Genomic DNA, 14645 nt, shown 5'->3' with positions numbered 1-14645 from the left:
AGAACCAGGCAGACGGCCTTCACGCCAGACGCTCATGAATTGGCCCTGCCCTTAAATAAAGTCGGCAATATGAAACTCGTACACTGATAAATAGCCACTGTGATCTCAGGGTCCGCACCGAATACGCCTTTCTGACACCGCGCCAATTCAAAGAGCGCGGTATTGGCGCGCCAGGTGATCTTGCCCTATTAATTAAAGCCTGCTAACGCCCCTCAGCGGCAGACTGAATGCCTGCTCTGCTTGTAGAAAGTTCATAAGCAAAACAACCCTCTCACTCCCCTCCATTGCCAGAAAGATTGCCTTCAACCCGGCAAAGTGGCCTTCATTAATACGCACCGCCTCACCGGGAGTAAGACACGCCGCTAAGGGAGCGTCGCTATCACGCTCGTAAAGCTGAGCAATCAACGCATCACGGACCGGCAGTGGCTTACCACCAAATGCCACAACTCGTAAGACTCCCCGCGTCGAACGCAGGGGCCCCCAGTTTTCGCTTGAACTGACCTGGATAAATAAATAGCTGGGGAAGAGAGATTCACACACCAGCCTTCGTTGTCCTTTTAAAATCCGCTCACGCCGATACGTGGGACGAAAGCAGGTATAGCCTTGGTCAATCAGGTTGTTTTCGGCTCGCGCATCCTGATTCGCCTTGCATTGGACTAAATACCAGGCAGTGGAACCAGCGCCCTCACTTTGGATAATCGGAACACGCGCCCCGTCATGTGCCAACACTCTCAGCCTCCCAGTACGCAGGATTAACGGACTTCCGCTCCCCTAACTTAAAAACAACTAACTCACCTTATACCGAGCGACACCCCAAAAATCCATTAATGTTATTTTTTGTCGGCAGGAAACTAGAATGTTATTTTTTGTCGAACTTTAAAAGCTGGCGAACTTCGAACAATATGGCATTAAGTACCCAGGTAATCTTTAAGGGTTGCTGTTACGGCGCGTTCAACGTTAAGCTCCTCAACGTGAACTCCTTTAATCAAACTATTCATCTCACGCTTAAACCTTACAACCCCCCTCAGCATTCTCGAGTGGGCTAGTTCATCTGAGCACCTGTCTACGCGCCAAGGAGGTTGCCGTGTTTAAAAAAATTCTAGTCGTCTGCATCGGCAACATTTGTCGCAGTCCTACTGCAGAAGTTTTGTTACGGGAAGCCCTCGCTCGTTCCGACATCGAAGTTAGCTCGGCTGGCCTCGCTGCCGTGGACGATAACCCTATCGAGCCGACTGCACGAATGGTCCTTGAAGAACACGGCCACGTGCCCACAGCGCACAAAGCCAGTCAGCTCACGTCAGAATCCGTATGTGGGTCGGACATTATCCTGGTGATGGAGCAAGGACATATCAAGGGAGTTCTGAACATCGCCCCCGAAGCACGGGGAAAAGTTTTCTTGCTGGGTAAATGGCAAGACAACCGTGAAATCAGAGACCCCTACCGCCAAGGGAAACCTGCTTTTGTACATGCTTATACGTTGATAGAAGAAGCTGTACAGGCATGGGCACAGCGTCTCGCACGCTGAGTGTCACTCACCACATAGTCATCAGGGCCGATAAACTAACTTATGCAACAGTCAACCGTAGTGAATGCGCAGCATTATGACGATGACGAGATTGATCTTCTCGGCATGTTCGGAACAATGATAGATCACAAATGGTTGATTATGGCAATTACCGTGATCTTTATGATTGTGGGTATTGCCTATGCGCTGTTGGCCCCGCCCATCTATCAGGCGAACGCGCTGGTTCAAGTTGAGTCCAAAAAAAATGACCTGCTCGGGTTCTCGGATGTCAGTAGTATGCTCGGCAAGGAATCTCCTTCTACCACCGAGATTGAACTGATCAGGTCGCGTGCAATTATTGGCGAGACGGTCGATAAACTACAACTTGATATTGTCATCGTGCCGAACTACTTCCCTGTAGTGGGTGAGTTCATTTCTCGTCGTTTCAAAGGCACGGCTCAGGGCGAGATCGCCAGCCCGTGGCTGGGTATGAACAGCTTCGCCTGGGGAGGCGAGACTCTTAAAGTGTCTCAACTCAACCTGCCGGAAAGTCTACTCGGTAAAAAACTGACCCTCGTCGCCGGCGAAGGCGGGCATTACGCACTACTCGACGAAGACGGCAATCTGCTGGTGGAGGGCGACAGGGGGCAAGCAGTCGATCAGCGCGGGATCAAACTGCAAATTGATGAACTTCGCGCGAATCCAGGAACGAAGTTCAGCGTCGTCCGCAACCCTCGTCTGAACAGCATCCTGGAATATCAAGACGCCCTGGATGTGCTTGAACGTGGCAAAGAATCAGGCATTCTCAATCTTTCACTCGAAAGTAAAGACGCGAGAAAATCGGTAAAAATATTAAATACGATTGCTGACCTTTATGTACGCCAAAACGTGCAACGCACCTCGGCAGAGGCTGCTCAAAGCCTCGACTTTTTGAGAGAAAAGCTCCCAGAGATCAGGAAAGATCTGGAAAAGGCCGGGAATGCCCTGAACCAATACCAGACCCGTAACAAGTCCGTAGACATCAGTCTGGAAACCAAGTCGATCCTTGAGCAGATGGTGAATTTGGATACCAACATATCCAACATGAAGCTACAGCAAGCAGAAATGGATAGAAAGTTTACCCCTGAACACCCCGCTTACCGTGCTTTGTTAACGCAGATCGGTGAATTGACCGAAAAACAAAAGATGCTGGAGAGAAAAGTTACCAGCCTGCCCGCCACCCAGCAGGAGTTGCTCAGCCTCACTCGCGATGTTGAGGTGGGCACTGAGGTCTATACACAGTTGCTGAATAAATCCCAGGAACTTGATGTGATGCGGGCGGGTACCGTCGGAAACGTGCGCCTGATCGATACTGCGGATGTGAATCTTCAGAAGCCCGTCAAACCCAAGAAATTCTTGATCGTACTGGGTGCTACCCTGTTCGGCGGTTTCTTCGCCGTGGCCCTGGTGTTATTTCGAAAGGCATTGAATAAAGGGTTGGAAAACCCGGATGCCATCGAGCAATTAGGCTTGCCAGTGTATGCCTCCGTTCCCTACAGCATTTTGCAGGAATCGGAGGAAGCAAAGACCCATCGAGGTAAGGGTCTTTACAAGGCTGCCGCTTTGCTCACCCTGTCCCACCCTACCGACCTGGCGATTGAAGCGCTGCGCAGTCTGCGCACCAGCCTGCACTTTGCAATGCTGGAAGCGCCTAACAACCGTTTGATGATCTCCGGTCCCAGCCCGCTGGTGGGGAAAACGTTTGTCTCGGCAAACCTCGCCGCGGTGATCGCGCAGGCAGGGCAGCGGGTATTGTTGATTGATGTGGATATGCGCAAAGGCTATTTGCATAAAGTGTTGGGCACGCCAGCAGAAAATGGTCTGTCCGACTTGCTGGTTAAACGCTGTGATCTCATCACTGCCATACACAAAACAGATATCGAAAACTTTGACATCATCGGCCGAGGGCAAATCCCTCCCAATCCGTCGGAACTGTTGATGCACTTCAACTTCAGTGAATTGTTAGATCAAGTCAGCGCCCTGTACGACCTCGTAATTCTTGATACACCACCACTATTGGCAGTGACAGACGCCGCCATTGTTGGACGCCAGGCCGGTACCAGTTTGATTGTTACGCGCTTTGGCATGAGCCCGGCCCGTGAAATTGAATTGACCATGCGTCGTTTTGCGCAAAATGGCATACCCCTGAAAGGTGCCATCTTTAACGGGGTTAAAAGACGAGCATCGGCCGCTTATGGTTATTCAACTTATGGCTACTACCACTATGACTACAAGTCCGACAAGGCTTAACGCGCCCCTCACTACAGGTGTTTCAATGTTTTCAGTTTCGCTGTGTATTCAGTAAGCGCCGACTAAGCCTATCGGCGTGGATGTAATTAACTTATCCACACAGACCGCTCTCAGGGACTAGCAGAATAATCCTGGGGCGGTAGCGTGCCAGACACATAAACTTTTCGCGCTTAAATACTTCCATAGAGAATCGACATGAAAGTCACCGTTTTCGGCATTGGTTACGTAGGGTTGGTCCAAGGCGCAGTCCTGGCCGAAGTCGGTCACGACGTGGTGTGCGTGGACATCGATGCGGATAAGGTCCAACAACTCAAGCAAGGGCACGTACCGATCTATGAGCCGGGCCTGGAAACCTTGGTCAAGGAAAATTACGCAGCGGGTCGTCTCACTTTCACCACCGATGCGGTCTCAGCGGTAAAGCATGGCGATGTGCAGTTTATTGCCGTTGGTACGCCACCCGATGAAGATGGATCGGCCGATTTAAAGTACGTACTCGGCGTTGCCGAAACGATCGCCCAGTACATGGAAAGCCATAAGACAATTATTGACAAATCCACCGTGCCCGTTGGGACGGCTGACAAGGTCAATAGCCGTATCGTGGAAGTGCTTGCTCAGCGAGGGCGTGAAGAACTGACATTCGAGGTCGTGTCAAATCCCGAGTTTCTCAAGGAGGGTTCCGCAGTCGCAGACTGTATGCGCCCTGATCGTATTGTCATCGGCACCGGCAGTGCCTATGCCGAAGAGGTAATACGTGAACTGTATGCACCGTTCAACCGTAACCATGAAAAAATTATCGTCATGGATGTACGCAGTGCAGAACTGACGAAATACGCCGCCAATTGCATGCTTGCCACCAAAATCAGCTTTATGAACGAAATGGCTAACCTTGCGGCGATGCTCGGCGCGGATATCGAGATGGTTCGCCAAGGCATAGGTTCGGATCCACGCATCGGCTACCACTTCATCTACCCGGGTGTCGGTTATGGGGGGTCGTGCTTTCCGAAAGATGTTCAAGCGCTGATTCGGACAGCCAGCAGCATCAATTTCGATGCCAGCATCTTGAAAGCGGTTGAACACCGGAACAATGAACAAAAACACCTCCAGTTCAAACAAATCCATAAGCATTTCTCGGGTGATCTGGTCGGTAAGACATTCGCGGTCTGGGGCCTGAGTTTCAAGCCCAATACTGATGACATGCGTGAGGCCCCCAGCCGGGTACTCATGGAAAGGTTATGGGAAGCGGGAGCCAAGGTTCGGGTCTACGATCCGGAAGCCATGGAAGAAACCCAGCGTATCTATGGCGTTCGCGACGATCTGAATTTATGCGGCACCAAGGAAGCAGCATTGAAAGGTGCAGAGGCACTGGTGATTGTTACCGACTGGCCCGCATTCAAAGCACCGGACTTCGAGTTCATCAAACAGCAACTCAACCAGCCCGTGATTTTCGATGGCCGAAATTTGTATGAGCCCGCACGGATGAAAAAGAAAGGCATCCTTCATTACTCTATCGGGCGATAAGTCAATCAGGCCTCCCGCCCCTTGAACTACCGACTTCATTATTGACGCAAGCCCCTGCACCGACCAAACCAGAGATCTTATGCTGTGCGTATAGATGATCGACTTCGAAGGCTGGTCAAGAATATTTTTGGGTCCGCGGCCGCCCGGTTATTTAATCTGTTGATTGTAATGGCTCTTATCCCGCTCACTATTAACGCGCTGAGCGTGGTGGATTATGCCTTTCTGTCAATGGCCATATCGTTATCAGTACTGTCCGCCTACGCGGACTTCGGTATTGGGTTGGCTATCGTCAACACCCTCGCGGGAGAGAGTAAAGACTCAGTGTCCGAAGGCTCACGCAAAGCGGTTTCGGTGGTCTGGTTTACATTACTGACAATTGCATGTGTGGCCCTGATCGTGACGGGCGGGTTAGCACTGTGGGTCTACCACTACGCCCCTATCGCCGACATTCCACGCTACCAGGCAATGTTATTGGGTTCCGCCTGCGTGTTCGTGGGTTTGCCATCAGGACTCATCCAACGGATTTTGTTCGCACGTCACCGTACGACGGAAGCTAATGCCTGGACCACCAGTGGACGCTTGCTGTCCCTGCTGTTTGTATGGGGCGTGGTAGAGAGCGGAGCCGCAGACTTGTCACTGCTCGTCTTCGGCGTGATTGGCGTACCGGTTATCATTGGCTGGCTTTCAGTGCTGGTGGTATTTCGTAGAAGCAGCATGAAACCATTGGTCCCTCGATTTAAATATTATGACCACGCCCTTTTAAAACCTTACTTGATGACAGGGCTGTCATTTTTGATTCTGCAGGTCGTTCCGTACGCGGAAGTAGGCATAAATACCCTACTGGCCGGCAGTTTGATCGGTATCGACATCGTCCCCTCGCTGGATGTGTACACCAGGCTGTATACGTATGTACCCGCCCTCGTGTCCATTGCGTTGTTTCCTCTCTGGCCAGAAATTGCCAACGCTAAAGCGGAAGGAAATGGCGCCTGGATTTTAAAAATCACACGCTGGGCTTATTACCTTACAGGCATGCTGGCGTTCGTTATAAGCCTGATTCTTTTATTATTCGGGGAACAACTGGTCAACGTGTGGACCCACCAGAACCTTACACTCCCCTCCCCTGTGCTGACCGGCATGGCAGTATTCGCAGTACTCACGTGCATAGGCACCGTACAATCGATGGTATTAAACGGTGCGGGGGTCATCAAGCAACAGGTACAACTGTATATCGTGTACTTATTAATTTTATTCAGTGCAAAAATATTAGCCACCTCCACCCTGGGATTAGTCGGAATGATCTGGTCATTGAATGCTTGCCAGGTACTCAGGCTGGTGGTTGGAGGAAGCCTTCTCAGAAGTCACATTAAACTGACGCTCCCCACCCCCCTGAAGACAAGCTGTCCTTAGCTAGTAAAAAATGTGAATCGCGATGGGACTTCTCGAAAATGGATCAGCGCTCTTCGGTTGATTGGATACGTGAGCGCAATCAAACTCACAACACCTTGTTCAATGAACAACCTCGCGCAACTACCGCGCCTACCTTATTGTGACTGGGACTTTTTGCATGCCCGACTTTTATCCTTTAGCGGGTCGACCCACGGTGGTCCCACCGCTTAAAAAGACTATCGAACTGAACAGATCTCGACTGAAAATGGCACTCCGATTGACGCCATTATTCATCGGCTTTGTCTCCAGCCAAAAATTATCCTTCGGCGGTGAGATTTATACAGGAGAGATCCTTGCGCTCATTTATCTGGCGTTGAATCTGGGCCGTCTTAAGTTGGGAAAGAGTCTCGGCACACTGATTGTATTCGGGATGATCTGGGCTATCTGCCAATTTATTTCCGATCAAGTCAATCAATCTGAAACCGTAGACTCGGTTAAAGGTATTGGCGCACCTGTTATTTTTTTGTGTACGTTCGTGGCCTTATCGACATATTTTGATCGTGATATCCGGCGCATGCCATCTTTTCTACTCGGTGCCTACCTCGGCGCCATTCCTCAGTTTATTTTATTTCCCAGTGAGTACTTCCTGGGTAATGCTTGGAAATGGGGCATAGGCCAAACGGTCATTGCCCTCTTTGCAACGACTTATACTTTTTTCATCGCGCGAAAAAAAAATGCCCACCTTGTCCTATTGATATCGATTTTTTCAATCTTCAGTTTTTTTAATGATTCACGCAGCATGGCCATTTTTCCACTGCTCGCGGTCACCGCTTATATACTGCTGAGTCGGAAAAATTTCGCCGCGGCCCTTAGCAGTATAAAAGGATCATTTGCCGCGACCAAAATGCTTGTTTTTATTTTTGCATTCCTGCTATTAATCAATGCGGTTTTCACCTCGGTTTTTTCATCAGACTGGTTCCTGGATAAACTGCCCGAAGAGTCGGCGAAAAAATTTCAGATTCAAGCCAGTGGCGAATATGGCGCTCTGCTCGGGGGGCGCAGTGAAATGTTGGTATCTGTAGGTGCTTTCCTCGATAAACCCTTATTCGGACACGGCTCATGGGCAAAAGACACGGGAGGTTACCAAGACAAACTGACTGCGCTTAAATTTGCATTGGGCTATTCGGAAAAAGACGAAGCAAACTACAACACGGATCTCATACCGGTTCATTCCTACCTCATGGGTGGACTGGTCTGGGCTGGCGTTGGCGGTGGGCTTTTCTGGATAGTCATGAGTCGATGGCTCTTAATCGAGTTCATTAAAAACTTCAGGTTTCTCGGATTCTATTTCTATAACGGCATCATAGAGTTATTCTGGAACATTATGTTCTCACCATTTGGCGCGAGTGCACGGTGGAGTACGGTCATATTTATTGCTGCGCTCTATTGCTACTCAAGGCACATTTCAAAGAACGGAAAAGCACATTGAAAATCTCAATCGTCACTATTTCATTCAACCAGGCTGACTATCTAAAAAAATGTATAGACTCAGTTCTTTCACAACGCTTCAACGATCTCGAATATATTGTAGTTGACCCTGGCAGCACTGATGGTAGCCGAGAAATAATTGAGTCGTATGGGGATCGATTAATTAAGGTTTTCGAAAAAGACAATGGTGCCGCCGACGGTCTTAACAAAGGATTCTCACGCGCCACCGGCGATATTTTCGGCTTTATCAACTCCGACGATGAGTTGCTTCCTGGGGCGCTCGAGAAAGTCGCAAACGCTTTCCGAACGAACAGTCAAACCGGTGCCATTTCAGGGTGTGGTTATTTTGTTGATGCCTCTGGGGCATTTATAAAGTCAATTACCCCGTCGAAATTTACAGCTTGGCGGTATGCATATGGCGCAGTTTCAGTCTTTCAACAGGGCACTTTTTTCCGTAGCGAATGGTTCAAAAAAGCAGGCGGGTTCAATACTGAAAACCGTACATGTTGGGACGGCGAACTGTTTCTAAACATGTCCCTTGCAGGCGCGCGTTTCAATACGATTGGTGAAGAGCTGGCTATTTTCCGCCTGCATGACGCCTCTATCACGGGGAGCGGGCGTCTGAATGAATTGTATGCGAGAGATGCCGATCGGATTTTCCGCTCAGCGCTCAAACGACCGCGATCCGAACGAGATCGTTACATCGCTATTCTGGCAAAGCTGCGCAAATGGCTTTTTGAGCCGTCATGGTTGATACGACGTATCGCCCGTCTCCGATAGCTGAAGGACAATTCGATATGCATACCGTTCGTCCGCCCCTGAGCCGGCTCATTATTTGGGAGCCCTCACTGTCCCCGCACAAGGCCGATTTCTTCGCAGCACTGGCAAGCTTGAACCCTCAACTGGAATTGATTTGCTGTGCCGATAAAGAACTCTCTGAGGGTCGTCGCGCGCTAGGCTGGAGTGTTCCCGACCCAGTAGGCTACACAACCATTATTGCTCCCGCCCCCCAAACTATCGAATCGTTAGTGACAGCGTCCGTTTCAAGTTCGTTGCACATCTTTTCAGGGATAAGGTGGGTTCCCACGATCCTCAAAGGGCTGGCGTCCATAAAAGCCAATAACGCGCGCTATGCCATTATGTCTGAACCGCGCGTATCCTCAGGCTGGGCAGGTGCATTGCGGTGGCTGCAGTCTTGGGGCGAAGAACGCTATCACCGTCGTCATGCTGCGTTTATCCTGGCCATCGGTCGTAATGGACCACCGTGGTTTACATCGATTGGCTATCCTGCGGAAAAAATCATTCCATTTGCCTACTTCATATCCCCTCCGATCGTGAAGACGCATATACCGCCGCCTACTGCAAAACTACGCATCGGTTACTTGGGGCGGCTGGTGAAGTCAAAAGGTGTATTTGATGTGGTTGACGCGCTGGCGCAACTGAGTGGCCGCGTAACGCTCGATATCGCCGGTGGCGGTCCCGAAGAAGAAGCAATGAAAGCCCACTGTATCTCAGCCGGGGTCGAGGCGACATTCCGCGGCGTATTGCCCATGAGCGAAGTTAATTGTTTTTTCCGTCAGATCGATGTCCTGATATTGGCCTCTACCACGTCCGACGACGGGTGGGGTGTTGTTGTCAGCGAAGCCCTCATGTGCGGCGTCGCCGTTGTGGCCACGACAACTGTCGGCGCCTCGATAGTCCTGGACCGAAACCTCTTCGGTCGTTGCGTCCCACCCAATAACCCCGCAGCGATCGCGGATGCCATTGAGCAGCTAAGAGACGCTGGCGAACTAAAACCTGCCAAGAGAACGCTGCGCACTGCCACCGCAGTTAACATTCTCTCAGCGTATGCGGGTGCCGAATACCTCATGCAGGTGATCTCCTGGAGTGACGGGCACTGTGCTCGACCGCAGGCTTTTTACCAGAAACATGAAGAATGCCGTTAGCGGCCTTCCTCTCTCCGCCTCACTTGATGACTCTTAACTTTACGCCAAGTAATGACGGGCTAAAAACCTCAACCAACCCGTGTTAAAAACTCAACCCAGCCTGTTAATTTTTGTCGGATTAAAACCGTCGCCGCCGTTCAGGACTATGCGTATCGTCGCCACATCCACCTACTATAAGTGCATCGTTGCGCCTCCTGAAATTGGGCACACGATCAAGAACCATTAATGATCGAGCAGACCGTATGAACAATGCTTTTTTGATCGTTACGGCATATAGCATTTCTCTGCTTTTTATAAGCCTGTCCTTTGCACGTCTCAACCTCTTGACCGAGCAGACCTTCTTGAGGTCTTCGCCCATTGATGCCCTTCGCGGCCTGCTGGCAACGTCTGTGGTTTGTCATCATTTTGCCGTGACTTACCACTGGAAGGTCAGTGGGGTTTGGGAACGCCCACAAAGTGCCATTTTAAATAATATGGGGGTGGTGCCAGTTTCGCTTTTCTTCATGATAACCGGCTTTCTATTTTTCGGAAAAATATACCAAAAGAAACCACAGTGGAGCCAATTGCTAAGATCAAGAATTCAGAGAGTGATGCCGCTTTATATATTTGTCGTGTTCATGGTCTTTGTCATCAGCCTTATAAAAACCGGTTTTATTTTTGATCACGACACCAAAGGACTCATAAAAGGCTTGGTGAGTTGGGGGCTTTTTGTGGGTTCGTCCTTTAATGGGTCGCCGGACAGTGTTCATATGACATCAGGCGCGCATTGGACGCTCCGATATGAGTGGCTTTTTTATTTATCTCTTCCCGCAGTGGCGGCTATTTTCAATAGGCGCTGGTACGGAAAATATCTCGCTTTATCAGTATTCATTATGATACTGGCGATCCCAGGCATCTACCTCGGCCTGGTAGTTCCTAAATTAGCACTGCTATTTCTTATTGGCTTTACCCCTGTAATCATCAATATAAATTTTCCAGAGGTTTCGTCGCTGGCCAAATCTAGGACGGCGTCTCTGGTGGTGTCGGCTTTTATCGTTTCAGGGATGCTTATTGACCAAGGTTATTCTATTTTGCAGATGCTGATACTGGGCGTCCCTTTCATCATGATTGCCCTCGGCAATACCATTTTTGGTGTGCTTGGCAGTAAGGGGCTCAAGACCCTTGGCGAAGTGAGCTATAGCATCTACCTGATCCACGGACTGATTCTTTATATGCTGTTCTCAGTGTTCAACGTATTTTCTTTCGAGAACGGCAACGCACTTCACTATATCGCATTATTACCGATTGTACTTGCGTTGGTCTCAGCCGTTTCCGTTTTGACTTTTTCCACCATAGAAAAGCCATTTATCTTTGTAAGGGATAAAAAACTTACAGCTTTACCCTGATACGATCAGTTTATTGATTGGCTGTCTGTACCTTCCTGCACATTGGGCGCGACAGCAATATAGGCTGCTGACATGCCCACACAACTATTGGCGCCCCTTTCATGATCGGCAATTACTCATGCTCCAGGCCCTTTCGGTGGAGTCTGGGTTTATTGAACAACGCAACGGAGTACTCTCATGAAAAGTCCAACGTTATTGGTAGAGCGTATCGGCCTATTTCCTTCTTCAGGAAATATACATATCGAGGTGAATAACTCGACCCGTGTCGTCGAACGCATGCAGGTGTTGTACGCCGACAACTCTCTGGACAGCGACGACTCCGGCGCCGGGCTGTCCATGGTCTTCGCCGACTGGCGTTTCAAGCTGCAGGTCAGTGATGCCCTGTCGGTGTGCCTGTGTGTGGAAAGCCGTGGCGACAGCCAGTTCATGCAGGTCAAGACCGCTGAGTTGCTGGCCTATATCTCCGGCACCGAGGAGCGGCCATGAACCTGTGGGGGCACCTGCGCCGTAGCCATGCCTTGAGGAAACTCACGGGCATGTTTGAGGGGTTTGTGGAGCCCGCAGTCGGCGCGCAGTATCAACAGAACACCCGGGCAATAGGTCACTGGCTGGACCAGTTGCAAAACAGCTCACCCCAGCAAATCACCCGTACGCTGCTCAAGCAGATGCAGGATGCACAACGTCGGGGCGATAGGCGGCGGTTCAATGCGCAAACGGTGTTGCTGGAATTGATGGTGGATAGCAACCGGGCCCTGGACTTGGTGACCTATTCGGCCCTGTCATGCGTGGAGCCCAAGCGCCAGGCAGGCTCCTGATGGGCTTGCTCTGCCCCTGAAAGGCCCACGGCAACGCGGTTGAGCAGCAACTCCGCGTTGTATTTGGGCACCAGCGCAAAGGCCAGCAAAAACACCAGCCCACCGCCCATGAACGAGCGGGATACCTTGATGTCTGCGCCATCAATACGCCAGAGAAAGGCAATCGCGCCGACAGCGCCCAGTGCAGCACCGGCCAGGGCTTCATTCAGTGGATGGATATAGGGTGCGACACAATAAGCACTGAACCCGATACTCAGCGTGAGTCCCACCCAAGCAGCCGGCCAGCGCCACGCCAAATTGAACTGGCGCGCCAACAGACTTGTTGCCACCGTCACCATCAAACAGGTGTTCATGGCATGGCCGCTTATTACCGCAATGTCCAAGTGCTGAAAGGATAAGCCCCAACCTTTAAACAGCAACTTGCTGGCCGCCACGATCGAATAAGTAATACCCAGCGTTATTATCCAGGCCCGCAATGCCCACGGCGTGGAATACCTTAACCAGACAGCAATCACCAGTGCGGCCGGAATCATGACGGTAATGCCACCATATTGCGCAAGTTCTGCCCGCATCACTGCCTAACCTTCGAGGTGCCGTTTTCGGCGCTCATCAGACCTCAGGCCCGAAAAAAACACAACGTTATCTAGCGTCAGCAACGCCTTCAAAATGCAATTTACTGATCACTAAATACAGACATGATTCTATATTTTAATAATTAGGTTAGAACCAAACGGCGTTTTACACAGGCTGTCGCGGCTCCTACCGTGTACGAGCATGACCGCCCCCCTGCCCGGCGGAGGTACTCACCCCCTACTCGACAAGGACAGACCATGAGCATTGAATTGGCGGCGCAGGGCTCGCGGCTGGACAAGCGTTTGTGGACAGGGATTGCGGGGTTGCTGGGGGCGCAGGGGAACTCCACCTCGTTGGTGGGGACCGCCGAACAGGTGGCTGAGGCATTGCTCGATTATTACGACCTCGGCATCACCACCTTCCTGATCCGTGGGTTTGATCCGCTCAATGATGCGATCGACTATGGCAAGCGGTTGATCCCCCTCACCCGCCAGCTGATTGCTGAACGCGAGCAGAAAGTCGCCTGACCAAACACCACATGGATCAGGCGGCGTTGCGGACTTTGTGCAGGGACGCCGCCACCCGCTTGCCAAACGCATCCACCGGCCCCTGCAGGTTGCCCAGGAAGTGCGGATAGATCAGCCACAGATCCATCACCGGCTTGAAATCCTTGAGCGGCATCACCACCAGTTGCTCGCGGTGCGCACTGCGTTCCAGCAACGGCCGTGGCACCAGGCCCTGATCGGACAAGGTGCGTTGCAACCCGGCGCGGAAACCGCAGCCGTCCGGGTTGAGGACCCAGCCGTTCTGGTACACATCGGCCAGCGTGCACGGCTTTTTCGGCTTCGACGAACACCAGACCATGAGCATCCCCACCGGCATCAGCGTGCCCGGTGCCGAGCTGGTGCTGCGTGCGCGTGAACTGGCGCGCCTGGCGGTGGCTGAGGTCGAAGCGATCACCGGCAAGCAAGTGTTCCTGCCACAAGACGGCACCGGGAGTTCGGTTTGGTCGAGCAACTGGCCCGTGATGGGACCCATGGGTTTTACGTCATTTGACCCCAGGCACGCCTGCCCCCATTGCGGGAGCAGGCGCTGCCCCAGGCTGATGGGGCGGGGGTACTGCGTTACTTTCTTTCTTCTGTGTCGGTGCAAGAAACCGTCCCCGAGCTACCGCTCAATTGAGACTGCATGGCGTGGACACCCGCCTCCATTTGCGAGGCCACGCTGAACTGGGCGCCGAACAGCAGGCTGAACATGACGCATGTGGTTGCCAATAATTTGAACATGACGAATCCTCACTGGTTGGCTGAGAGGGTAAAAGCACCCCCATCGTTTATTCGCAGCTGACTTGGCTGCGTACTGTCATTTTCTGCCCGGCGCAACGCCTGAACACCTGTGAAGAATGACAGTGGCCTAGACCACTTCGCACTATGCAAACCTGCGCTGAGAGCGATTGGCGCCGCCCCCCTTGGACACCCAGGCGCCCCAGCCGCAATTACACAGCTTAAAGATAACGGCCAGATCGGCCTGGCATCGCTCGACGTGACCGAACCGGAGCCCCTGCCGGATGGGCACCCGTTGTACAGCCACCCACGGGTGCGGTTGTCGCCGCATACGTCTGCGATTTCGACCAATAGCCGCAACGAGATTGCCGATACGTTTTTGGCGAATCTGGAGCGCTACGTTTCAGGGATCGCACTGGCGAATCCAGCTAACGCCTGACGCGAAAGTGATTCACTGC

At 51.6% G+C, this 14645-nt stretch carries 13 protein-coding genes and 4 pseudogenes; 13 read left to right on the top strand and 4 right to left on the bottom strand.

Features of this window, described 5'->3' with window-relative positions; genetic code table 11:
* Window positions 1–192 precede the first annotated feature (192 nt).
* Window positions 193–729, bottom strand: a complete 537-nt coding sequence (gene rfaH, locus HCF10_RS14060; RefSeq protein ID WP_443200912.1) for a transcription/translation regulatory transformer protein RfaH — start codon at window positions 727–729, stop codon at window positions 193–195.
* Window positions 730–1084: 355 nt separating this feature from the next.
* Between rfaH and HCF10_RS14055 the strand changes: the two genes are divergently transcribed.
* The 10 genes from HCF10_RS14055 (at window position 1085) to HCF10_RS14010 (ending at window position 12331) form a co-directional block, all read left to right on the top strand.
* Entirely contained in the window at window positions 1085–1525 is a 441-nt protein-coding gene (locus HCF10_RS14055) for an arsenate reductase/protein-tyrosine-phosphatase family protein (protein ID WP_131699245.1), read from the top strand.
* Between the two features lie 42 nt (window positions 1526–1567).
* Window positions 1568–3793 carry a polysaccharide biosynthesis tyrosine autokinase gene (locus HCF10_RS14050; RefSeq protein WP_167655780.1) on the top strand — a complete coding sequence of 742 codons (2226 nt, stop codon included), beginning with the start codon at window positions 1568–1570 and terminating at the stop codon, window positions 3791–3793.
* 195 nt (window positions 3794–3988) lie between these two features.
* The gene (locus tag HCF10_RS14045; RefSeq protein ID WP_131699243.1) at window positions 3989–5311 is read left to right on the top strand and encodes a UDP-glucose dehydrogenase family protein; all 1323 of its coding nucleotides are present in this window, start codon (window positions 3989–3991) and stop codon (window positions 5309–5311) included.
* Between the two features lie 84 nt (window positions 5312–5395).
* Entirely contained in the window at window positions 5396–6718 is a 1323-nt protein-coding gene (locus HCF10_RS14040; RefSeq protein ID WP_167655779.1) for a lipopolysaccharide biosynthesis protein, read from the top strand.
* A gap of 157 nt (window positions 6719–6875) precedes the next feature.
* A complete protein-coding gene (locus HCF10_RS14035; protein ID WP_131699241.1) occupies window positions 6876–8186 on the top strand; it encodes a hypothetical protein in 1311 nt (436 codons plus the stop codon).
* Window positions 8183–8965 (top strand): glycosyltransferase family 2 protein, encoded by a 783-nt coding sequence (locus HCF10_RS14030; protein ID WP_167655778.1) that lies wholly within the window; start codon window positions 8183–8185, stop codon window positions 8963–8965. The genes HCF10_RS14035 and HCF10_RS14030 overlap by 4 nt, the downstream gene beginning before the upstream one ends.
* A 17-nt stretch (window positions 8966–8982) precedes the next feature.
* Window positions 8983–10131, top strand: coding sequence for a glycosyltransferase family 4 protein (locus HCF10_RS14025; RefSeq protein ID WP_167655777.1), 1149 nt, complete (start codon window positions 8983–8985; stop codon window positions 10129–10131).
* A 242-nt stretch (window positions 10132–10373) separates the two neighbouring features.
* Window positions 10374–11516: an acyltransferase family protein gene (locus HCF10_RS14020; protein ID WP_167655776.1), complete on the top strand. Its 1143-nt coding sequence runs from the start codon at window positions 10374–10376 to the stop codon at window positions 11514–11516.
* Window positions 11517–11693: 177 nt separating this feature from the next.
* On the top strand, window positions 11694–12002 hold the full coding sequence (locus tag HCF10_RS14015) for a phosphomannomutase (RefSeq protein ID WP_237683124.1): 309 nt from the start codon (window positions 11694–11696) through the stop codon (window positions 12000–12002).
* Window positions 11999–12331 carry a hypothetical protein gene (locus tag HCF10_RS14010; protein WP_131699237.1) on the top strand — a complete coding sequence of 111 codons (333 nt, stop codon included), beginning with the start codon at window positions 11999–12001 and terminating at the stop codon, window positions 12329–12331. Before HCF10_RS14015 ends, HCF10_RS14010 begins: the two co-directional genes overlap by 4 nt.
* Here the strand turns inward: HCF10_RS14010 and HCF10_RS14005 are convergent.
* Window positions 12283–12903 (bottom strand): phosphatase PAP2 family protein, encoded by a 621-nt coding sequence (locus HCF10_RS14005; protein WP_237683123.1) that lies wholly within the window; start codon window positions 12901–12903, stop codon window positions 12283–12285. The two genes, HCF10_RS14010 and HCF10_RS14005, sit on opposite strands and share 49 nt — an antisense overlap.
* 174 nt (window positions 12904–13077) lie before the next feature.
* On the opposite strand from HCF10_RS14005, the pseudogene HCF10_RS14000 reads away from it, so the two are divergent.
* Window positions 13078–13431, top strand: a pseudogene (locus HCF10_RS14000) (hypothetical protein); the annotation flags it as partial.
* A gap of 16 nt (window positions 13432–13447) precedes the next feature.
* On the opposite strand, the pseudogene HCF10_RS13995 reads toward HCF10_RS14000, so the two are convergent.
* A pseudogene (locus tag HCF10_RS13995) lies at window positions 13448–13771 on the bottom strand (LysR family transcriptional regulator); the annotation flags it as partial.
* Between HCF10_RS13995 and HCF10_RS31415 the strand changes: the two are divergent.
* Window positions 13749–13832 (top strand): annotated as a pseudogene (locus HCF10_RS31415) (hypothetical protein); the annotation flags it as partial. The pseudogenes HCF10_RS13995 and HCF10_RS31415 overlap by 23 nt on opposite strands.
* A 196-nt stretch (window positions 13833–14028) precedes the next feature.
* On the opposite strand, the gene HCF10_RS13990 reads toward HCF10_RS31415, so the two are convergent.
* Window positions 14029–14190: a hypothetical protein gene (locus HCF10_RS13990; protein ID WP_167655775.1), complete on the bottom strand. Its 162-nt coding sequence runs from the start codon at window positions 14188–14190 to the stop codon at window positions 14029–14031.
* A gap of 130 nt (window positions 14191–14320) precedes the next feature.
* Between HCF10_RS13990 and HCF10_RS13985 the strand changes: the two are divergent.
* Window positions 14321–14626 (top strand): annotated as a pseudogene (locus tag HCF10_RS13985) (NAD(P)-dependent oxidoreductase); the annotation flags it as partial.
* Window positions 14627–14645 lie beyond the last annotated feature (19 nt).

Origin of the sequence: Pseudomonas sp. B14(2022), from assembly GCF_012030485.1 — a bacterium.
Lineage (GTDB): Bacteria > Pseudomonadota > Gammaproteobacteria > Pseudomonadales > Pseudomonadaceae > Aquipseudomonas.
The sequence above is the reverse complement of the archived record's forward strand: the minus strand, read 5'-3'. Positions and strand labels throughout refer to the sequence as shown.